Source organism: Shimia sp. FJ5 (assembly GCF_032918335.1).
In the GTDB taxonomy this organism is placed as follows: domain Bacteria; phylum Pseudomonadota; class Alphaproteobacteria; order Rhodobacterales; family Rhodobacteraceae; genus Shimia; species Shimia aestuarii_A.
Genome location: NZ_JAWJUV010000006.1, coordinates 138,493 through 158,250, shown reverse-complemented (window position 1 = coordinate 158,250; position 19,758 = coordinate 138,493). Strand labels below are relative to the sequence as shown.

Below are 19,758 nucleotides of genomic sequence, written 5' to 3'. Positions count from 1 at the left end.
GACCTGCTAGCGCATATCTCACCCCTCGGGTGGGCGCACATCCTTCTCACCGGCGAATACAGGTGGCCCAAAAGATGACCAAATAGCCTTAGCGTAGGATTCTGCACTCTCCGGCATCAGACCCCTGGTATCGACGTGTCCTATGAAACCGTTCGGCGCTGGACAACCAAATTCAGGCCGCAGATCGCGAGGAACCTGCGCCGCCGGCAGGCGCGCCCTGGCGATGTCTGGCATCTGGATGAAGTCGTGGTGAAGATCGCGGGCCGGTCATTCTGGCTCTGGCGTGCCGTCGATCAGGATGGTGTTGCATGCCTACCTCGACTATCCGGTTGCGCTCGGTCTTCTCGCAATACCGTTCCTGATAGGTTTGGGTGCAAAAACAACCTGGCGCTCTGGCTCTCCATCACTACTGGCGCGGCGGCATTGGCGCTCACCATCCTGACCGACCACCATCTGGGTTCGATCCGCGTGTTCCGTACAGATTTCACTTAGCCGTTGATGGTCTGGTCGGCATCGCCTTTGTTGTCGCCCCAATTGCCCTTGGCTTCTCCGGCCTCGGAGTCTGGTACTACATGGTCCTTGGATTGACTGTTCTGGCTGTTGCCGGAATGCACCAGCCCGACGAAAGGGAGGCAACCGCCTGAACCCCTGAGCGCATATCAAGGGTCGCGCACATAGCGTCCCGAAGGCGAAAAGCGACAAAGCTGCCATTCGTTTGCAGAAATCGGATGGCGATTTTGTCCCGCATAGCGGATCTCAGTGCAGAAATTGCCAAAGGTCACCTTCCCGCCGCAAGACAGCATTGTATGTGCACCATTCAACATTGGGTTTCAGAAGAACACACCATAACTTCTGGCGAGGAGGTGAATCATGATCACATTGAAGATCAAAAAACGCATCATTGGGAGGGGACGTGGCGCAATCTTTGTACCATCGGACTTTTTGGACATTGGGTCTCGAACAAGTGTGGACAAGGCGTTGTCCCGTCTGGCCGATCAGGGGACGATCCGTCGCTTAACGCGCGGTCTCTACGACTATCCCAAGAAAAGCCCGCGCTTTGGCTATCTGCCACTGTCAGTCCACGATATTGCGCTAGCGGTAACCCGCAAGAACAACCAGGTTTTGCAGCCCTCTCCTGCAATGGCGGCCAACCAACTTGGGCTTTCGTCACAGGTTCCATCCAAGCCCACTTACATGACCGATGGCCCGACACAGACCAAGACATTCGGTCGGCAGGTGGTCCGTTTCAGAAATGCGTCTTCCAAGACGCTTGTTGGCGCGGGCCAGAAAACCGGTGTCGTGTTTCAGGCACTGCGTTATGTCGGCAAGGACCGGGTCGATGATCAGGTGATCGAAGAACTAGCCCGTGCTCTGGATGACATAGACCGAATGCTACTTGCTAAGCAAAGCAGACATGTGCCAGCCTGGATGCATCCTATCGTGCAGCAGATCATTTCATGTGATTGACCGTTGGTTAGGTTGTTGGCGGACTCCGAAATGTGCTGGCTAGTGACCGGTTTCATAGGTGTGCCACCTACCAAGGTAGGGACACATACAACGCCTGCATCGTCGCAAATCGTTCCTCGAAAGGTGGGAGATCACCGATTTCAAGAGCAAGTGTGTTCCAATCAGCCTCGGCTCTCTGGCGAACTCTGGGGTTGCCGATGGAATCCGCGCTAGCTTCAATGCCGCGGGTACGGCAACTCTCGATCAGCGTTTGTAGGATGACCCGTCGGTCTTCACCGCTCAGCTCGTTTTCTTCGATCAAATAGGCAATGTCATACACGTCCTGACGACGGTTTCGGTTTCTTATGGGCTGCCGAAGCAAAGCCCGGAGCTTCTCAGCAATGATCTCGTGCAATGTGAAGGCCCGTACCGCCACCCCTGCCCCAGTCAAGTTAAGTTCCTGAAACGTATAGATCTGGTCCCTGAATCGGGTCAGTTGCATTACCGCGCCTGTCGCAGCAGGCTTTGTGTCTATGATGGTGGAGTAGCCAATGGCGCAACGCAAGAACCCGTTCAAACGTCATCGGTTCCCGTGTAAGATCATCCTTCTGGCGGTGCGCTGGTACTGTCGCTACCCGCTGTCGTGCCGCGACGTCCGTGACCTGCTGACCTTCTCGCCGTGGCTTTTGCGGGTTCCGGGTTTCTGTCTCATCTTCACTCCTCGGTGGTTACGATGTGCCAGAAACCCTCTCTTATCAAATCACCCTAAACTGTCCCATTGGCGCTGACGTTAGACAAGCCGACGCAGCACAAACTTGAAAAACGGCTCTCCGGCGTATGTCTTGCTGAAAGACGGACAGAATGCTCTAGCAGCGCCATCAAGTCCTCAAGGCGGAGTGCGTCCAAACAGTATTTGCGACAGAGCAGTTGAGTCTAGCATTCGATCACCACGTCATGAATGCTCGGATCGATCCGGCGCACCACGGCCAACACGCGGCTCATCAGGTGGGTTTTCACATATGACGCGTGGAACCGTGACGGCGCCATCAGATGCAGCCGCCCTGCCCCAACGCCAGCCTCGCTCAGCCCATGGAACCAGGCGCCATAAACCGCCGGGTCGATCTGATGCAGCTCCTTTTGCACCTCGGACCAAAGCGAGCCATCGGCCACAGGGCTGCGCGCAGGTGTATGCAGCGGCACCACGTTGTCAGGGGTCGGGTTCTGAGACGGCTGGTCAGGCGTCAACCGGTCAATGAAATCCGGGCCGATATGGCTCCAGACGTGCCGCGTATCCTCAAGCATCAGTTCCAGGTCCAGTCCATAGACACTGACCCTGCCCCGCGCGCCCTGGCGCTTCAGAACCAGCCAGCCTTTGGCGCGCAGCTTGGCCATTTCGCGTTTGACGGTACGGGTGTCGACGGACCATAGACGGGCGATGTCCTCTTGACCCATGGACAGCTCGTCTCGTTGCCAGTTGTAGCGGGTCGTGATCAGGGCCATCATTCGCATGACCTGCCGCTGAATCGTCCGGTCCTCAGACAGCGCAAAGGCCATTAGCGCAGACAAGATGTCGTATTTGCGACTGGCCGCCTCGCGTCCCACTGGCTTTGCGATCTGCATCGCATTCTCCTTTGCCTGCCCGTCGCATCTTGGTGATGCGTTCCGGGTCCGTATATCCGTGGATGTTACCGACGGTGTATCTGCCTCAAAATCAGTAAACGGCGCGCGCTTCCAACGCTCTTTACCAATCTTCGCCAATTTGCGTCCAGAACTTCGATTCTGTCAAGGGCGGTTCCGGGGCGGGGTGTTTCTCTAATCCTTATTTCGAAAGAAAGAAGAGGTTCTATGGTTATGGGGGACATACAGGGTGTCCCCCATTTGGTCAAGAATGTCACTCTAAATACTGTAGGGCGCTTTGGCATGTCCCCTAAACTTTGCGGCCTCACCGACGTTTCAGGCCCCCTGCCCCTCTGTCGACGCTGCGCAGCNCCTCACCGACGTTTCAGGCCCCCTGCCCCTCTGTCGACGCTGCGCAGCCGATTCGCGCCCAAATCCCTTGTTCCCAGGGATACAGCTTCCCCGCGGGGAAGGTTAAGGACATTAAATCTTTTCTTTGCCATTTCGGCAAATCCGTCGTATTTGCGGAATGAGGCAGTTTTTACGTTCAGTTCTAAGGAGGCACTCATGTACACCCACGAAGACCTCGCGCGGTTGCAGGCGCAGTCGCTCAAGATGCAAAGCTGGATAAGGCAGCAGACCTTCAGCCCAGAGAACACCAAGCGGCTGCGGCGGTTCTCCAGCTGGGAGGTGTCCGAGCTGATCCTAGGCATCAACCAGTCCACCTTTCGTGGGCGACTGGCGGCCGAGCCGAACCTTCCTGGCGGGGAAGTCGAACCCGATGGTCGCCAGCGTTGGTTCAGCCTGGAGGAGATCAACGAGTTGCGCCGCCGGATGAAGGTCAACCGCAAGTCGCTGATGCCGCCGCGCCCCGCTGGCAAGCGCGCCTTTCGTGCGGCCGTTGCCAACTTCAAGGGCGGCTCTGGCAAGTCCACCGTCGCCTTGCACCTGGCACATGCCGCCGCGCTGGATGGCTATCGTGTGCTGGTGGTTGACTTTGATCCGCAAGCGACGCTGTCCCACTCGATGGGGCTATCCGACGTGGCCGAAGACTATACCGTCTGGGGCATCATGGCGCGTGACCTGATCCGGGAAACCGACCGCATGAACGCCGCCGTAACCGGGGCCGCCAGCGGGGCCGCCCTGCCCCAGCGCCGCATCCCCACCTCGATCCGGGACATGGGGCTAGAGAACCTGCGCACGCCGGACTTCATCAAGCCGACCGCCTGGTCCACGATCGACATCATTCCCAGCTGTGCCAACGCCGCCTTTGTCGAGTTTGCCAGCGCCCAGTACCGCCACCTGAACCCGGAATGGTCGTTCTTTGCAGCGGTGTCGCGCTATCTCGATACGCTGAACGATGACGACTATGATCTGATCCTGTTCGACTGCCCGCCGGCGATTGGGTATCAGTCGATGAATGCGGTCTTTGCTGCGGACATGCTGTATGTGCCGTCGGGCCCTGGTTATTGGGAGTATGACTCGACCACCAGCTTTATCGGTCAGCTGTCCGAAGCGCTGGAGGATCTGAGCCACGGGTTCGACGCGACCTTCCCCGCGGGGAAGATTGGCCTGCCTAAGGCCTTTGCCGACATTCGGTTTGTCATGACCCGGTTCGAGCCGGGCAACGAATTGCACCGCGCGATGCTCGAGGCGTTTCGTAAGGTCTTTGGCGATCATGTAACAGAGCACCCGATCGAGATGACTCGCGCGGTCGAACAGTCCGGCCGCTTCCTTTCGTCGGTGTATGAGATCGACTATCGCGACATGACCCGCGAAACCTGGCGCCGTGCACGTGCGACCTTTGATCGGGGGTACGACGAATTCAAAGCCTCGGTCGTGCAGGCCTGGGACAAGATTTAAGGAGACATTCATGAGCCGCAAACGCCGCATGTTCGATATCTCGATGCCCGATGACCTGCCCGACGACTTGCCCGATCCCAGCGCCGAGCCAGCCACCGAAACCTTCCCCGCGGGGAAGGAGGACCGCCCTGCCCGGCGCGGCCCGATGGCCACCGCGATCAGCGAAACCGCTGGCGCTGCGCGTGAGCGTCAACAGGTGGAGGCGCAGATCCGCGCCGAGAACGACGCCCTTGCGCACGAGCATGTCCGGTTGAAAAAGCTGGGCCTCGTGCTCGAGGTGCTGCCGCTGGACGCCGTGGAAACCTACAAGCTGACGCGCGACCGGGCCCCCGGCCCCGACCCCGAACTGGACGAGCTGAAGCAGTCGATTCAGGACATCGGTCTGTCCAACCCTATCCGGGTCGAACCGCGCGAGGATGGCAAGTTCGAGCTGATCCAGGGCTTTCGGCGGCTCTCGGCCTATCGCGCGCTGTACGAGGAAACAGACGATGATCTCTGGGCCCGCATCCCGGCGGCGATCACGCCGCGCGGGGATAGCCTGGAATCGCTCTATCGCCGCATGGTCGACGAAAACATGGTCCGCAAGGACATCTCCTTTGCCGAGATGGCCAAGCTGGCCGTGGACTATGCCGCCGAACCTGGCACACAGGAAACCGACCCGGACAAGGCTGTGGCCGTTCTGTTCAAGTCGGCGGGTTATCAGAAACGCTCGTATATCCGCACCTTCATCAAGGTGATCGGGCGGATCGGTGGGGCGCTGATCTACCCGCACGAGATCCCCCGTGCCCTCGGGTTAGCGCTGGCCCAACAACTTGATCAGGACCCCGCGCTGGCTGGTCATATTCGCAGTGATCTCGAGGGCTGGGAGAACCGCTCGGTTATGGATGAGCTGGGCGTGCTGCGTCGTGCGGCGGGGCTGGGCGCGGTCCAGGACGGGCAGGGGGTGCAGACCGCCGCGCCCAAGCCCAAAGCCCCCGCCGCAGGCAAGGCCAAGACCAGTTTTCAGCTGGAGCGACGCGAGGGCAGGGCGAAATGCACCGCGGCCTCGGGTCGGTTGGAAATCCGCCTGAATCGCGATTTCACCACCATCGACCGGCGTAAGCTGGAACAGGCGGTGCAGCAGATGCTGGACAATCTTGACTAAACCCGCCCTCTGCCTGAACTGAACAGACCTTCCCCGCGGGGAAGGTCTTTTGCATTTTGCTGGTTTAGATATCTACAACCCTGCGGCCCTGGTCAGGTTCACGCGGAACCTGTCGCGGCGACGCTGGTAGCGGCGGGTCATTTCGGCGCTGGCGTGGCCCAGATGCTTTTGTACGAAACGCTCGTCCACCTGGGCCGCGCTGGCCAGTCCGGCACGCAAGGAATGGCCCGAGAACAGCGCCAGGCGGGCCTTCTTGGGCAGGTCGGATCGGATGCCCGCATCCAGGACGGTACGCTTGACCAGGCGGGCGACATGTTTGTCGCACAGCCGGTTTTCAAGCGCGCGATTGCCATCTCGCGAGGTGCGCACAAAGACCGGACCAAAGTCGATTTTGGCAAAGCGCAGCCATTGTTCGAGGGCATGGACAGGGCAGGTCTGGTCAGTGGACCCACGCCCGATTTCGACCTCTCGCCAACCGGTCTTTGCGTTCAGCGTCAGCACCGCGCCATCGTCGAAGATCTCGATCCAACCACCGCTGTCTGGCGCACGGACGCCGTGTTCGATATCATCCTTACCGACATCAAGGCTGACGATTTCCGAGCGCCTGAGACCACCGGCATATCCCAGAAGTAGAATCGCTCTGTCGCGTAGCCCACGCAGGTCGAACCCCAGGGTGCCGACCATGGCGAGGATATCCTCGGGCAGGATGGCGTGTTTCTGCACCGGCGGACGCCCATGCTTGCGCTTGATTCCGGCCAGCACGGTGGCGATGTGACGATCTTTGCGGTCGAGTGCGAACCCACGTTGTGCGTAGTTCCAGGCGAGACCGGACAGGCGGCGATCTATGGTGCTGACCGACAGGGGCCGGGACGCCGACTGGGGTCCGAACGCGGACTTCGAAGGGAAAGGGCCCGATCCTGAGGCCAGGTCCGCGAGATATAGCCCGATCAACTCAGGTGACGGGGGGAGGGGCTCTGTTCCTTTCAGGCGGCACCAGCGGGTGAAGTGTTTCCAATCGGCGGCATAGGCCTTGTTGGTGTTCTCGGCCGTCGAAGCTCTCGCATAGTCGCGAGCTGTATCAACCAGCCGATCCAAGGTCCCGGAACCGGGCACATGAGAGGGAAGGGTGATCTCCTCTCTGTCTGGGCGATCTCGCTCGTTGTCCTCGTCGATGGAAGACCCGTTTGGTGGCTCTGAGCTCGATTTCTCGTGGTTTTCCGACATGTCGTTGAGCATATTACTTGATGTCCGATAATGCAAACTTATTGGACATAGCTAGGAGCGACAAGGTGGGGCGGTTTATACATCATTTTGTGGACAAAAGCGCCGCGCTGATGTAGGCTTCAGGCATGACCTTTGCCCGACCGGACCCCATCCGCGACTTCGACACATTACCCCGGATGCCCGCCTGGGTCACCTCGGCACGTCCTGAAACCCTTGAAGATGTTGCGTTTTTATCGGGCGCGGCGCTAAACCACCTGCATCTTGTGTTGAGCCGAGTTGACCACCCCCACGCCTTGTTGCGGGACAGGCTCGCGCTGCGCGCGGCTGCTGCTTGTGTCGCGTTCTCTGGGCGGCCGGAGCGGGAGGCGGAGCTGCGCGATGCGATACACCTTTTGCGCCCCGGCGATCTGCCCGGACCTGCCGGTGAAACCTACCTGGCCTGGCGGCGCGCGGTGGACCGGCCGGTGTCGATCAAGGCTCTGGGCCGAGCCTTGCCGGCTTTCGACCCTGATCGGATCGCGAGTTGGCTGGATGCGGGGCAGGGCTCCCCGGTCACCCGGGCCGCGATGGTGCTGGAGGCGGTGCTGACCGAAGCGCCTCGGTCCGATGTGCCCGCGTTGATCCTCGCGGATGCGGCCCTCGTCCAAGCACTCAGTTGGGAGCATCTTGTGCCGCTGCTGGCGACCGGCCTGAACCGGGCTGACCTGCGCAAGCAAGGCGATGATCTTCGCTTCGCCTGTCATCGCGCTGTGACGACATCCGTAATCGAGGGGACGCGTCTGGCGGAAGATCTGGCGCGCCGGACCGCGCGTTTGAAAGCGGCCGCGCCGAAGCTTCGCGCTAAGGGGGCCAGCAACGCGGTCGGAATGTTCCTGACCCGCGATGCCGCGGCGCCGTCGGCTTTGCCCTTGCCGGATCGTGCCGCGCGGCGGCTCTGCGACCGGTTGGTGGACCTCGGTGCGGTGCGCGAACTGACCGGCCGCGACACGTTCCGGCTTTACGGGGTATAGGGATGGCGAAGGATCGCTCTGACCCTGAATTGGATCGCGAGTTGCCCGACCTGCCGCCGGAGCTGCGCTGGCGGGAGTGGATGCGCCGGATCGAGGCGGTGCTCTTTGCCTCAGCTTCGCCGGTGCCGCGCGACGACCTGGCACGCGTGGTGGGGCAGGGGGCTTCGGTCGACCTTCTGGTCGAGGACCTCGCCGCCGATCTGGAAGGGCGGGCCTTCGAGATCGCCCAGGTCGCTGGCGGCTGGATGTTCCGGACCCTACCCGCTTACGCGCCCACGATCCGGGCTGCAGCGGATGTCGGGGACCAGCTACTTGATCTGAGCGAACTCGACGTCGCCGTTCTTGCCGCCATCGCCTATCACCAGCCGATCACGCGCGGCGGGCTCAAGGACATCTTCGGCAAGGACATCAGCCGCGACTTGATCGGGCGGCTGCATGCGCGGGATTTGATTGGCACTGGGCCCAGGTCGCCGCGGCGTGGAGCACCTTATACCTTTGTGACGACAGAGCGGTTCTTGACGCTGTTTGGGATGGAGAGCCTACAGGACCTGCCCGAACAGGAGGGACTGGAGGATGCGGGGCTGGGTCATCACAAAGCTGAATCGGCCAGGGTGGATTGATTCAGATTTGTCGTTGGACGGATGAGGCCCGACAGGCGAGACTCTGGCCATGCAAAGCGGCGCACATGACCCTGTCGATCTCGAACGCATTGATCCGGCCCAGAACATGGCGCGGTTCTATCAATTGACTGTGCAGCCCACTTTGTTTGGAGAACAATCTGTCATCCGATCTTGGGGACGCATCGGCACACGAGGCCGCAGCATGGCGGTCACGTTTGCAACGGAAGGCGACGCTGTCAGAGCCTGCGAGAAACTTGTACGCAGCAAAGTGGCAAAGGGGTATCTTTGCCTGAGCGCCGCCGAGGAACTGTGAGGTATAGATTTGACAGCTATACCTCAAAAATGGTCTATCTATGAGTTATAGAAGAGGGCCCTATAACTCATGGCATGGAATTGGCAGATATCTGGCTGGCCGGAATTCCAGTATGACGAAGCAGCGCTGGCACCGCTTGAACAGCGCTTTCTAATGTCGTCGGGCGAGGTTCTGGGGGCTGTCCACCATGTGAACCTGTCCGAGCGTGATCAACTCCGCATCGATCTGCTGAGCGATGAAGCCATGAAGACCAGTGCCATCGAGGGCGAGATGCTGGACCGACGCAGCGTGCAGTCCTCACTCCGCCGGCACCTTGGATTGGAACCAGGCAGCTATCCGAACAAACCTCGCGAGCAGGGTGTGGCTGAGATGACAGTCGACGTCTACTCGACCTATGCGGAGCCGTTAGAGCATCGCACGCTGTTTCGGTGGCATGAGATGCTTCTGGCCTTCGATAAACATCTGGAGGTCATTGGGTCATATCGGCGGCACGAGGATGCCATGCAGATCGTTTCGGGCCGTCTCGATCGTCCGGTCGTGCATTTTGAGGCCCCACCATCAGCACAGGTTCCGGATGAGATGGACCGGTATGTCGACTGGTTCAACCGGACTGGGCCGGGTGCCGAAGCACCCTTGCCAGCCTTGACGCGTGCGGGCCTGAGTCATCTCTACTTCGAAAGCATCCACCCGTTTGAGGATGGGAATGGCCGTTTGGGTCGGGCCTTGGCCGAAAAATCCCTAGCTCAGAACATTGGGCAGCCCAGCCTGATCGCGCTGGCCTTCACCATCGAGCGAAAGAGGAAGGACTATTACGATCAACTTGAACAACACCAGAAGACGCTGGATGTCACACCGTGGCTCGTATGGTTTGCAGAGGCCGTACTGGACGCGCAGCAAGTCACCCTAGATCGTGTAGGCTTCTTCATTGCCAAGGCGCATTTCTACGATCGGCATCGCGACAAGCTGAACGAACGGCAGGCCAAGGCGACCCTGCGGATGTTCCGCGAAGGGCCGGACGGATTTAAGGGTGGTCTGAGCGCCGAAAACTATATCTCGATCACGGGGACATCACGCGCAACCGCGACGAGGGATCTGCAGGAACTTGTTGAGATTGAGGCCCTCACGCGCACAGGCGAACGCCGATACACCCGCTACTGGCTGAAGCTTGAAGAGCCAGACGGGTAGTACAACGTCGGCGGTAAGGGCGGGAAGCTGTCATTCGTTGCATGCGCGCAACAGACTCTGGCAATTCAGCAAAGCAGCCATTCAGAACCATCTTCCATTTCTTACGAAATCCAGTTTCGCTCTGTCAGTGCTGTGAAGTTCATGGCGAGGACTATCCCTGCACCAATCAATCCGCCCACACCGGATCCAGAAGTGACACCGGCATTCGTTCGTCTGGCGGACTGACGGCGAGATGGTCGGGCGCCTCAGCCAGTCTGACATGGCCGTCCATCTGGGCATCCGGTTCTTGCTGAGGGACAGCTTGATGGTCTCGCCGCACCCACTGGGGCAGTGGAAGCAGGCCCATTTGTCGACGCCATCGCGCACGATGATCATCTCCCCCGGCACGATCTGATCCGGCGTCGGGTGTGTGGGTGTTACTCTGGCAAGCAGGTCACTTCGTGGAATGACGCGGAAGAGCTCAAGGCTCTTCCGCACAATGTCGATCATCATTCCACTCACCCGATACGATCCAGGAATGGGTCGACGTCGCCGAGGCCCCAGTATTCCTCACTGCCGCAGACCGGGCAGTCCGGCCGGGGCTGCGCCGCCTGTGAACGCTCGATGCCCTTGTCGAGCTTGCGATAGCGTTGCCATGTCCACCCACCGCCGCCGCGGAAGTCGATGAGACCAGCAAGGAGTTCGTTCACCGCCATGGTGGCCGCCTCGGAGGTGAAGGTCACAACTGCTGGCGCTGGATTACCCCCGCCTCGAACATAAGCCTCGGTTTTTAGCCGTTCGTATTCGGCGGGATCGGATCGCTGGAGGTCCTCCTCGCGAGCTCTGACGCGATCGACTGTGCCGCGGCAGCCATGGCACGCCGACGTGGGAAACAGCACGCTGACCCGCGTGGCCATCTCGAGGAGGCCGGGCTCACCATCGTCATGTGGCATAAGGACCAGCCCGACATCGATGACCGGGATCAGGTAGAAGTGCGCCACGCGGTTCAGGTAGAGGCGCCCGGCGTGATCGTCCGTGCATCCGAAGATGACGTCGCAGGATTTTAGCGCGTCACGGATATGCGGCGCATCCACCCAGCCGTTCATCGACCGGATGTCGACGTCGAGGCCCATCATCGTCACCTCCCGCGCCATGACGTCGACCTTGGGCACCGCGTTGTGAGCATCCTTCCGGGTCGCGCCATACAGGCGGTTCAGGTTGGAGTGCTCGACCACGTCATTGTCGATGACCACGATGCGCCCCACGCCGAGGCGAGCGAGGAGCTGGACCACCGGGCTTCCGGTGCCGCCGCAGCCTACTACGGCAACGGAGAGCTGATTGAGGAGCCCGTTGACCTCCGGCCCGAAGGCCAGTGCCTGCCGGGCCAAAGCTTCCGACGGAGTCGGCACGTCGGTCGACTGGATCTCGAGCCGAGTGCCGATGACGGTCACGCGATGACAGGGCAGGGGTGTCATGTCGTCTTCCCAGACCCGCGTCCGGTAGAAGCCGTCACCGACCTGCACGACGCTCACCAGGCGTGTCCCCTCGCCGTTACGGTTCCGGGCCATAGTGAAGAGGTCGCGTTCGTTGCGGTCGTCTTGGTCCGAGAAACCGTCGAAGCCTCCCGGGTGACTATGAACGATTGCCGGCACCAGGCCTTCCTCCTTGGCCCGGCGGCAGAGCTGAGCGAAGGAGTTGGTATTCCAGGTGACGTGCTTGTCGCTGGCATCGAGGCGGTCCTCCTGCGGGATCGCGATTACCTCGTAGGAGGTGTAACGGGTCCGCGGCTCGAGGTCCCAAAGGTCCTGCGCGATCTCACTTTTGCCAAGTAGCATGTAGGCGGCGCCCTCGTGCCCACGGGGGTGCGCGAGCAGCGCCTGCAGCTTGTCGCGATGACGGGCGTGGAGGGTGATGTCGCTGCGCTTCATGCCGCCACCTCCAGGGCCTCTTCGACCCGCTTCAGCATGGTCCAGATGCCGTCGGTGCCGGGGCGCCACTGGTTGTTGTGGCGAGACCAGCGCTGCCAGGTTTGGCCCGCGTGGGTTTCCCGCACCTGAGTGCAGCGCGGTTCACACTGACTGGTAACAAGAGTGAGGTGCGGAACTGCGTAGAACATGTCAGGCGCAACATCGGGATACGCAGGAGGCAACAGGATCAGGATATCCGCCTGGGCGACCTGATACTTGCCTTCCGGCAGCGTGATCCCGGTGAGGATCACGCCCTTCTTCCCGCCTTCGGTGACCTCGCGAGCGGGGATCCCGCGCCCCTCGAGGTAGCGGCGATCCTGACGGGGGAGGAGTCTCACGCCGCACCCCCTTCCGTGGTCTGCGGCACGCCGGTGAAAAAGTGCTCCAGGCCCGCATCCGCGAGGCAGATCAGATCGGTGTCGCCAACCAGGATGTCATCCTTGCCCGGGATCACCTGCCAGACGGCGAACTTGGAGGGCTCGACCCCGGCCAGCTTCTTGAGCACGCGCCCGCTGATGACCTTGTGGCCCCACTCGAGGCGCTTGCCATCGATGTCGAAGCGGAACGACTGCGCGCTCGGGAATACTAGGAAGCGCTCGACCTGACCGGGGCGCAGGTCCGTGGTTTCCTCAAGGCGCAGTTCTTCAAGTTCACCGTTGCGCAGCACCTGGAACACGAGGTGTTCCTCGGCCTTGCGGAAGCCGGCCCCCTCGATGATCTGGCGGCCGGTGGGCGTCGGATCGTAGATGACGGCGTCGGTGAACTTGAGATCGTGGTCGCCGACCTGAACCTTGTAGGGTCCGTGGTCGCGGGGCTTGCGGCCGGCCTTCACGGCGGACTGGAGATCTTCGATTTCCATCTGTTCGGTAGTCATGGCAGTGATCCTCTTATTGCCTGCTCGACGCCCGCAGCAGGCGCCTTCAAAGGTGTATGCGCGGCACAAGAGGGTTGGCGTTCGCAGCTTTCAGATTTTTTTTGGATTTTCTTGACCGCGGAAGGTCGCTGCGTTTGCATATACATTTGAAGAGCAGCGAATATGGCGATTGGCATGGCGAAAGACACACCCCAGGAGTTCCATACCCTCAAGGAATTCACCGACGAACTGGACCTTCTCTTCCGCGATGATGTCGCACTCAGGATGCTCCTTCAGAAGGCGCGGAACTGGTGCATTCGAAACAACCGGGCCGGTGACGAGGAGGAGGTCCTTCAAGAGGCCGTCATGAGGGTGATGAAGAGCGAGATCACCGGGACGCGCCAATGGCCCAAAGGTGTTGCTCTTATCGACTTTCTCTCCGGTGTGATGAGGAGCATTGCATCAGAGCGCCCCAGGATCGGGTTTCGCAAGAACACCGACAAGGACATGGAGGCCGCGAAGGACATCGCCTCGTCGTGCAACCAGGAAGGGCAGCTCTTCGAGAAAGAGTTCATGGCCCGCTTTATGGCGCTGTTCGAGGGTGATGACGATGCACAGCTATACCTCCTGGCTCTGGAGGAAGGGCAATCGAAGTCCGAGATCATGACGGGCCTCGACTGGAATGAAAGGGAATACAACACGGTGGTGCAGCGGGTCAAAAGGACACGCAACGCCCACCCTGAAATGAAAGAGATGCTCGATGGCGAATGATAAGAAGACTTTTCAAGATCGCCTGGCGGAGGAAATCGACGAAGCTATCACGAATGCCTCAGTCGAGGATGTTCGGAAAGAGGCTGAGGAGGCCGGGGAGGACATTGCTACTTTCGGTGATCGCATGAGGGCTTGGCTGGAGACCGCGAAAGACGAGGTCGCCAAAATGGCAATGAAGGAAGCCAAGGCCGCGGCTGAGAAGGATCGTGCGGCGCACAACCAGAATGTTGTCTCTATGTCCCAGCGTAGGCTAGGGAGCCGACCCGACAGCTTCATGCCGGACACGGTCGCCGCGCGCCATGGAAAGAAGCTCTCCGAGAGAGACAGAAAAGGGATCGAGAAGGACCTGGAGGACCTGTTCGACGATGACGCTTGGCCCGACAAAAAGGGCGATGATGAATGACCCATTCTCCGCGTCGTGCTGAGGAGGTCCTACAGGCTTTGCGCCTGAAGCGACCGGAAGACATCGACCTTGAAGCCATTGCCTGGCTTCAAGGTGCCAAGGTCGACTACCGGGAAATGGACGGATGTGAGGCTTGCATCCATGGTCGAGCTGACGTCGGCCGCGCGATAGTCGCCGTGAATAACGCGCATGGAAATCTACGGCGCCAGAGGTTCTCCCTCGCACACGAACTGGGGCACTGGGAATGGCACAGGGGAGAGCATCTGTTTTGTGCCAAAGAGGATATCGGGGGCAGTAGGGGGCGGGAACGAGGATTGTCCCGGGAGAAGGGTGCGAACCGGTTCGCCTCAGAGCTGTTGATGCCAGAGTTCATGCTCAAGAGCGCGCTGAGCGACTTCAAGAAACTCGACATGCGCACCGTGCGTCTTCTTTCAGACGCCTTTTCTGTCAGCAAGACGGCCATGGCGTACAGATTGGTAGATCTTGACTTCGAACCGAGCCTTTTGGCTTCCTATAGCCGCAACGGCTTAAACTGGTTCAAGCGGTCAAAGAGTGTCGGGGAGCGGTGGTTTCTGCGGCGGACCCTCGATCCGCAAAGCAATGCCTACGATATTCTGCATAAGGGTGCCCGAGACGACATCTCGCTTTCACTTATGGACGCGGATACTTGGTTCGATACCGAGGGGGCCGACCGACATGAGCTTTGTGAGCAGTCATTCCGCGTAGGAGATGACGAGATCATGACGCTGTTGGTTCTCAAGAGTGAGTATATGATGGCGCGCTAAAAGATATAGAACTCAATGGATTAGTCGCTTGAGTAGGATTCAGCGTGTATTTAGACCAGCCTCACGCAGATCTAAATTTTCCCATACTATACTGACGTGATGCCTCGGATTGCCGCTCAAGCATACGTTCGTAGACACGGCGCTCCTGTTCTAGATCACGCGTCTGATCGTCTTGCGCTTGGGCCTGCGGTTGGTTGCTCTGCATCACATTTTGATCCATTTTATGGTCCATTGTTGCCTCCCCACCAAGCATGACCACTTTGATGCAATGGCCCGTTCAGATCAAGACTTGCCTTGACGGAACGTGATAATAGGCAAAATATTGTGTTGATAACTATGGAAAGATTTCTTCATGCGAAGCCGTGTCGAGCTAGTTTTTGGTTTGGTTGGTCCAATCGGATGCCCGATCCACGAAGCGAGTGAAAGCCTTGCAGCAACGCTGAAGAAGATGGACTACACCCCGACAACGATTTCTCTTAGCAAGGAGATGGATCGACTACTGACTGCCAAGGGCACAGGCTTTGTGGAAGCTCCCACATCCGTACTCCACAACAAGATCAAGAAGGGCAATGCCGTTCGGGAGGCGTTTGGTAATAATGCCGTTCTTGCATCCGAGGCTATCAGGCAAATTGTCGATTTTAGGCGCTCCGCCGCTGCGGCAAGCGGCGAAACGGATGAGGCAAAACTGGATGAGCAAGCCGTTATACCGCTTGATGAGCATGCATTCATCATCGACCAACTTAAGTTGCCCGAAGAGATTGAGCTTCTCACAAAGGCGTTCGGAAAACGCTTTGTGCAGGTCTCAGTTGTCACCCCTTTGGAACAACGAAGACGTTCGTTGACTGGAAGAATTCGGACTGAACAACATGGTTGGGACAATGAAAGATGTGAGCAGCATGCGGATCAGTTGATCGCCATCGATCAAAACGAAAAAGCCGAAGACCGAGGTCAGCGGATTTCAAAAATCTTCCATCTTGGAGATGTTTTCTTCGATGGAACCTCTGAAGCATCAATTGAGCACTCCAGCCAACGATTCATTAAAGCATTCTTCGGAAGAAATAATGTGGCTCCAACTTCAGATGAGTTCGGTAGCTACATGGCCAAGGCTGCTTCGCTGAGGTCAGTCGATTTGTCGAGACAAGTCGGTGCGGCTATTTGCACCCCGTCGGGCGATCTTATTTCTATTGGATGCAATGAAGTTCCAAAGTACGGCGGAGGCAACTACTGGGACGAAGAGGGAAATAAGCGACGCGACATTGATCTTGGGGGTGAAGCCAACAAGAATGAGATCAACCGCATGATATTTGATTTCCTGGGCATCCTGAAGAAGCAAGGGCTAATACCCGAAGACCGTACAGTTGAAGAGATCTTGAACGACCCGGATCATCGAAAGGCTATCAAGAAGTCGCTTGTTTCAGGTGTCACTGAGTACGGGCGTATGGTTCATGCTGAAATGAATGCACTTGCGGACGCTGCGCGTCTTGGTAGGTCTGTCAAAGGTTCGACCATCTTTGTGACGACATACCCATGCCATAACTGTGCAAAGCATCTCGTGGCATCAGGTGTCGAACGAATTGTTTTCATCGAGCCGTACCCAAAGAGCAAAACTGAGAGCCTGTTTGAGGATATTATCGTACCGGACACACCCGATGCCGCCACAGTTTCGATAGAACATTTTTACGGAATCTCTCCGCAGCGATACCGCGATATTTTTGAAAAAGGGAGCCGACAGACTGACCAAGGAGAGGTTCAAAAGTGGTACAAGGGGCGCGCGGCGCCTCGCCTTGGCAACATAGAAGTTGGGGGCACACCACGAGAACTGTTTGCAATAATTGAGAACCTGTACAGTTAACGTCGTGATAAGTGCCGAATACGGATTCGGCTTGCCCAACCGCTTCAATGTACGACCTTTTGATCTTGGCATAGCTGCGCCGAGCGACAGGCAACGCGGAGTTACCTGATCTCTATTCAGCCGATCTAAGGTCCTGTGCAATTAACAAGAATTTTTCAGCCCGTTCGTGTAGGTAATCAGCCTCTTCTTGGTTCAACCGGGTCGCCGTGATTAGCGTTCCTGGCTGTATATTGAGGATACCAACTCCTGCCGAATCTGGTTGAGCCATTCGGAGCACGGTGAGCAAGCCTCGTTCTTTCTTTCTGGGTAGTTGCTCTTTACCAAAGTGGAGGAAAATTATCCTTCTTTGGTTGTTGGCCTCGGTACGTAGGTACCATGCAGTTGTAACCCGCAGGCCCGCGATATTCGCTTCAATGGGGCTTCGACCTTGCCATATAAGTGCATGATCCTCCTTTAGATCGAGGTAGTTTTGGCTGAGAACTCTATAACCGGAGGACTTATTGGGAGCTACCTTCGTATGAAGTGCTAGGAACTGCTGATCCGAAATGGCCTTATCCTCATAAGAAGCCATTGCTTCGCGAAACTGTTTGTACCGATCTTTCGCAGGATCATAAGGTAGCTCGAGATCATCAATTATGCTCTTCGCTTTTGACTTGTCCTTTCGCTTATCCCCGTAAGCGAATTCAATGAATTGACTGCCTCTGATCCTCATTCTTTCCTCACTACCTCATGGGAACAGTCGCATACTACTGGAGAGAACAAAGAATAAACAGGCCACTAATTTCACTGTGTGCCAAAATGGAGGGTGGTCTTGATAGCCGCGTTTAGAAGACTCGCCATACTTCGGCCGTCGCGACAACCACTCGTTTCGGCGTTCAGCTTTTGGTTTTGAAGTCGTCCTATTTGCAGTCGCAGAGAATGTCTCCTCTGAAGGGCCGCACTGCAGCATCGTGGCCATCGACCGGATGTCCGCGGCCGGGTTTGCCCTAACTCCGCAAAGTCGTTCCCAAGATCTGCTTTCATAGTCGTCGCGCGATTGATAGCGCGCTTTGCTTTCTCGCTCGGCCCATACTTCTCAATCTATTTGAGCAAGACCGCTTCCAACTCGCCTATGTTGATGGGAATTTGTCCCGAAGCGCGTTTCTCTCAATGATCCAGCGCTCTCAACATTGCTTGCCAGTCTTGCGCCGCGCCGAGAACACGCAGGATCACCAGAAGATCTTGCTCAATTCGATAAATGACAAGGTGTTCAGCACTCGGATGGATGCGGATGGGAGGATCGAACTCTGGACGTTCCCGCGCCATCTCCGGCATGAAGAGCAAGCGCTCAAAAATATCTTCCAGTATGTCAACGTATCGGTCGGCCTGAGTGACCGACCACTGTTGAGACGAGTAGAGCCAGATATCTTCCAAGTCTGCTTGGGCGGCAGGTGTCAATCGGTAGGCTGAGAGGTTACGTCCGGACATGCCGCTCGCGCATCCGTGCCTTGAAAGACTTGAAGTCGAATGGCTCGGGTTCGCCGCTATTGACGCCTTCATCAATGGCGCTCTGCAGAGCGCTGATAGCTTGTGTTCTTTCTTGATCTTGCCGAATAAGATGGCGAACGTAATCGCTGGTGTTGCTAAAGCTGCCGTCTTCCAGCCGACCTTCAACCCAAGTTTTCATGGGGCCAGGAAGGGAAACATTCATCGTTGCCATTGGAGATACTCCTTCGTTTAGCGATAGTAACCAATACAACATAACTATGACAAGATGTGTGGCAAAGTTTGCCATTCTTTTTTCCAAGTCCTGGCAGGAAAGCGCGATTGATACTTCGCGAGCTCACGAGGCCCGTTGTTCTCGCCAGGTCTTCCCACAAGTCTCCTCACGTCTCTTCGCTTTATGGGTGCCGTTCCGCTCGTCGCCTGCAAGGCCCTGACGGGCTGGAAAGACCTGGCGATTGGGTCGGGGAAGATCTCCGCTCGAGTGCGTCGATCCCCTGCGCAGGGGGATTCGGACGAGCCGAACGCCCCTGACACCTTTGGGCCGCGCTTCTAGCGCGTCCAATTAGGGAACCGCCGGTTCCCCCACGCAACCCCGAAACACTGCACCCAAAGCGGTCTCCCCAACCACGGTCTCTGCTTCGCCTGAGCTGCGTGGCCGGGTGATCCCCCTCCGCTTTGGGCTGGGTTTGCGGCATTGCGCGGGTCCCCCTCCTGCCCTCGCCGGGAGGCAGGGTTTCAGGAGAGGGGCGCGCTTCGCGCTTCCTCGCCAGAAACCCCGCCCTGATTTTCGGCATCAAGACCGAGAGGGCAACTCATAGGAGGCCACAAATGGCGAAAGAACCTATTCAGATCACCGTAGACGACGAGGTCGCGGCGGCGCGGATTGCGCTGATCGCCAAGCAGAACGACCAGTTTCGCACCACATGGGGCGCTGATTTCACAGTTCCCGGCCGGATCGTCATGACGCGCGGCGTTGCGGCCCTGTCGCATGAGGCACAGGTGGCGATCATGGTTGCGGTGATGCAGTTCAGCGAATTCACCGAAGACAACGACCCGCACGGGACGCATGACTTTGGCATTTTCACCGTGACCGAAGGCGAGCGCGAGGTGCGGCTCTACTGGAAACTGGACCTCTACGACACGCGCTATGAGTTCGGTTCCGACGATTGCGCGGACCTGAACAAGACCCGCCGCGTCCTGACCATCCTCCTGCCCGAAGACTATTGAACTCGGCCCGCCCT

The 19,758-nt window shown here is 58.4% G+C and carries 22 protein-coding genes and 1 pseudogene; 13 read left to right on the top strand and 10 right to left on the bottom strand.

Annotation, left to right across the window (positions count from 1 at the left end; all coding sequences use genetic code 11):
* Positions 1-126: 126 nt before the first annotated feature.
* A pseudogene (locus tag R1W01_RS16815) lies at positions 127-303 on the top strand (DDE-type integrase/transposase/recombinase); the annotation flags it as partial.
* Between the two features lie 567 nt (positions 304-870).
* Positions 871-1,467: a DUF6088 family protein gene (locus R1W01_RS16810; RefSeq protein WP_243614230.1), complete on the top strand. Its 597-nt coding sequence runs from the start codon at positions 871-873 to the stop codon at positions 1,465-1,467.
* A 67-nt stretch (positions 1,468-1,534) separates the two neighbouring features.
* Here R1W01_RS16810 and R1W01_RS16805 read toward each other — a convergent pair whose 3' ends face one another.
* Both R1W01_RS16805 and R1W01_RS16795 read right to left on the bottom strand, forming a co-directional pair.
* Positions 1,535-1,948: a nucleotidyl transferase AbiEii/AbiGii toxin family protein gene (locus tag R1W01_RS16805; protein WP_243614231.1), complete on the bottom strand. Its 414-nt coding sequence runs from the start codon at positions 1,946-1,948 to the stop codon at positions 1,535-1,537.
* A gap of 431 nt (positions 1,949-2,379) precedes the next feature.
* Positions 2,380-3,066 carry a DnaA N-terminal domain-containing protein gene (locus R1W01_RS16795; protein WP_243614232.1) on the bottom strand — a complete coding sequence of 229 codons (687 nt, stop codon included), beginning with the start codon at positions 3,064-3,066 and terminating at the stop codon, positions 2,380-2,382.
* Positions 3,067-3,630: 564 nt separating this feature from the next.
* Here R1W01_RS16795 and R1W01_RS16790 point away from each other — a divergent pair.
* Both R1W01_RS16790 and R1W01_RS16785 read left to right on the top strand, forming a co-directional pair.
* Entirely contained in the window at positions 3,631-4,926 is a 1,296-nt protein-coding gene (locus tag R1W01_RS16790) for an AAA family ATPase (protein WP_243614233.1), read from the top strand.
* A 10-nt stretch (positions 4,927-4,936) separates the two neighbouring features.
* Positions 4,937-6,070, top strand: a complete 1,134-nt coding sequence (locus tag R1W01_RS16785) for a ParB/RepB/Spo0J family partition protein (RefSeq protein WP_243614234.1) — start codon at positions 4,937-4,939, stop codon at positions 6,068-6,070.
* 72 nt (positions 6,071-6,142) lie between these two features.
* On the opposite strand, the gene R1W01_RS16780 is transcribed toward R1W01_RS16785, so the two are convergent.
* The gene (locus R1W01_RS16780; protein WP_243614235.1) at positions 6,143-7,306 is read right to left on the bottom strand and encodes a tyrosine-type recombinase/integrase; all 1,164 of its coding nucleotides are present in this window, start codon (positions 7,304-7,306) and stop codon (positions 6,143-6,145) included.
* A 113-nt stretch (positions 7,307-7,419) separates the two neighbouring features.
* Between R1W01_RS16780 and R1W01_RS16775 the strand changes: the two genes are divergently transcribed.
* From R1W01_RS16775 to R1W01_RS16760, 4 genes are all read left to right on the top strand, one after another.
* The gene (locus R1W01_RS16775) at positions 7,420-8,304 is read left to right on the top strand and encodes a DUF1403 family protein (protein ID WP_317275372.1); all 885 of its coding nucleotides are present in this window, start codon (positions 7,420-7,422) and stop codon (positions 8,302-8,304) included.
* A 2-nt stretch (positions 8,305-8,306) separates the two neighbouring features.
* Positions 8,307-8,924, top strand: coding sequence for an SMC-Scp complex subunit ScpB (gene scpB, locus R1W01_RS16770; protein ID WP_317275371.1), 618 nt, complete (start codon positions 8,307-8,309; stop codon positions 8,922-8,924).
* 49 nt (positions 8,925-8,973) lie between these two features.
* On the top strand, positions 8,974-9,237 hold the full coding sequence (locus R1W01_RS16765; protein WP_317275370.1) for a WGR domain-containing protein: 264 nt from the start codon (positions 8,974-8,976) through the stop codon (positions 9,235-9,237).
* A 69-nt stretch (positions 9,238-9,306) separates the two neighbouring features.
* Positions 9,307-10,422, top strand: a complete 1,116-nt coding sequence (locus tag R1W01_RS16760) for a Fic family protein (RefSeq protein ID WP_317275369.1) — start codon at positions 9,307-9,309, stop codon at positions 10,420-10,422.
* 81 nt (positions 10,423-10,503) lie between these two features.
* Here R1W01_RS16760 and R1W01_RS16755 read toward each other — a convergent pair whose 3' ends face one another.
* The 4 genes from R1W01_RS16755 to R1W01_RS16740 form a co-directional block, all read right to left on the bottom strand.
* Positions 10,504-10,797, bottom strand: coding sequence for a DUF6527 family protein (locus tag R1W01_RS16755; RefSeq protein ID WP_317275374.1), 294 nt, complete (start codon positions 10,795-10,797; stop codon positions 10,504-10,506).
* A 122-nt stretch (positions 10,798-10,919) separates the two neighbouring features.
* Positions 10,920-12,329 carry a ThiF family adenylyltransferase gene (locus tag R1W01_RS16750; protein ID WP_317275368.1) on the bottom strand — a complete coding sequence of 470 codons (1,410 nt, stop codon included), beginning with the start codon at positions 12,327-12,329 and terminating at the stop codon, positions 10,920-10,922.
* Positions 12,326-12,706 carry an E2/UBC family protein gene (locus R1W01_RS16745; protein WP_317275367.1) on the bottom strand — a complete coding sequence of 127 codons (381 nt, stop codon included), beginning with the start codon at positions 12,704-12,706 and terminating at the stop codon, positions 12,326-12,328. Before R1W01_RS16745 ends, R1W01_RS16750 begins: the two co-directional genes overlap by 4 nt.
* Positions 12,703-13,242 (bottom strand): multiubiquitin domain-containing protein, encoded by a 540-nt coding sequence (locus R1W01_RS16740; protein WP_317275366.1) that lies wholly within the window; start codon positions 13,240-13,242, stop codon positions 12,703-12,705. The genes R1W01_RS16745 and R1W01_RS16740 overlap by 4 nt, the downstream gene beginning before the upstream one ends.
* A 162-nt stretch (positions 13,243-13,404) precedes the next feature.
* On the opposite strand from R1W01_RS16740, the gene R1W01_RS16735 reads away from it, so the two are divergent.
* The 4 genes from R1W01_RS16735 to R1W01_RS16720 all read left to right on the top strand — a co-directional run bounded on the left by R1W01_RS16735 (position 13,405) and on the right by R1W01_RS16720 (position 17,032).
* Complete coding sequence (locus R1W01_RS16735; RefSeq protein WP_317275365.1) at positions 13,405-13,992, top strand: hypothetical protein; 588 nt, start codon at positions 13,405-13,407, stop codon at positions 13,990-13,992.
* Positions 13,982-14,395 (top strand): hypothetical protein, encoded by a 414-nt coding sequence (locus R1W01_RS16730; RefSeq protein ID WP_317275364.1) that lies wholly within the window; start codon positions 13,982-13,984, stop codon positions 14,393-14,395. The genes R1W01_RS16735 and R1W01_RS16730 overlap by 11 nt, the downstream gene beginning before the upstream one ends.
* A complete protein-coding gene (locus R1W01_RS16725; protein ID WP_317275363.1) occupies positions 14,392-15,180 on the top strand; it encodes an ImmA/IrrE family metallo-endopeptidase in 789 nt (262 codons plus the stop codon). Before R1W01_RS16730 ends, R1W01_RS16725 begins: the two co-directional genes overlap by 4 nt.
* 352 nt (positions 15,181-15,532) lie before the next feature.
* Positions 15,533-17,032, top strand: a complete 1,500-nt coding sequence (locus tag R1W01_RS16720) for an anti-phage dCTP deaminase (protein WP_317275362.1) — start codon at positions 15,533-15,535, stop codon at positions 17,030-17,032.
* Between the two features lie 112 nt (positions 17,033-17,144).
* Here R1W01_RS16720 and R1W01_RS16715 read toward each other — a convergent pair whose 3' ends face one another.
* The 3 genes from R1W01_RS16715 to R1W01_RS16705 all read right to left on the bottom strand — a co-directional run bounded on the left by R1W01_RS16715 (position 17,145) and on the right by R1W01_RS16705 (position 18,731).
* Positions 17,145-17,744, bottom strand: coding sequence for a hypothetical protein (locus R1W01_RS16715; protein WP_317275361.1), 600 nt, complete (start codon positions 17,742-17,744; stop codon positions 17,145-17,147).
* Positions 17,745-18,178: 434 nt separating this feature from the next.
* Complete coding sequence (locus tag R1W01_RS16710) at positions 18,179-18,499, bottom strand: type II toxin-antitoxin system RelE/ParE family toxin (protein ID WP_317275360.1); 321 nt, start codon at positions 18,497-18,499, stop codon at positions 18,179-18,181.
* The gene (locus R1W01_RS16705) at positions 18,486-18,731 is read right to left on the bottom strand and encodes a type II toxin-antitoxin system ParD family antitoxin (RefSeq protein ID WP_243613844.1); all 246 of its coding nucleotides are present in this window, start codon (positions 18,729-18,731) and stop codon (positions 18,486-18,488) included. Before R1W01_RS16705 ends, R1W01_RS16710 begins: the two co-directional genes overlap by 14 nt.
* Positions 18,732-19,345: 614 nt before the next feature.
* Between R1W01_RS16705 and R1W01_RS16700 the strand changes: the two genes are divergently transcribed.
* The gene (locus R1W01_RS16700) at positions 19,346-19,744 is read left to right on the top strand and encodes a DUF3768 domain-containing protein (protein WP_243613843.1); all 399 of its coding nucleotides are present in this window, start codon (positions 19,346-19,348) and stop codon (positions 19,742-19,744) included.
* Positions 19,745-19,758: the final 14 nt, after the last annotated feature.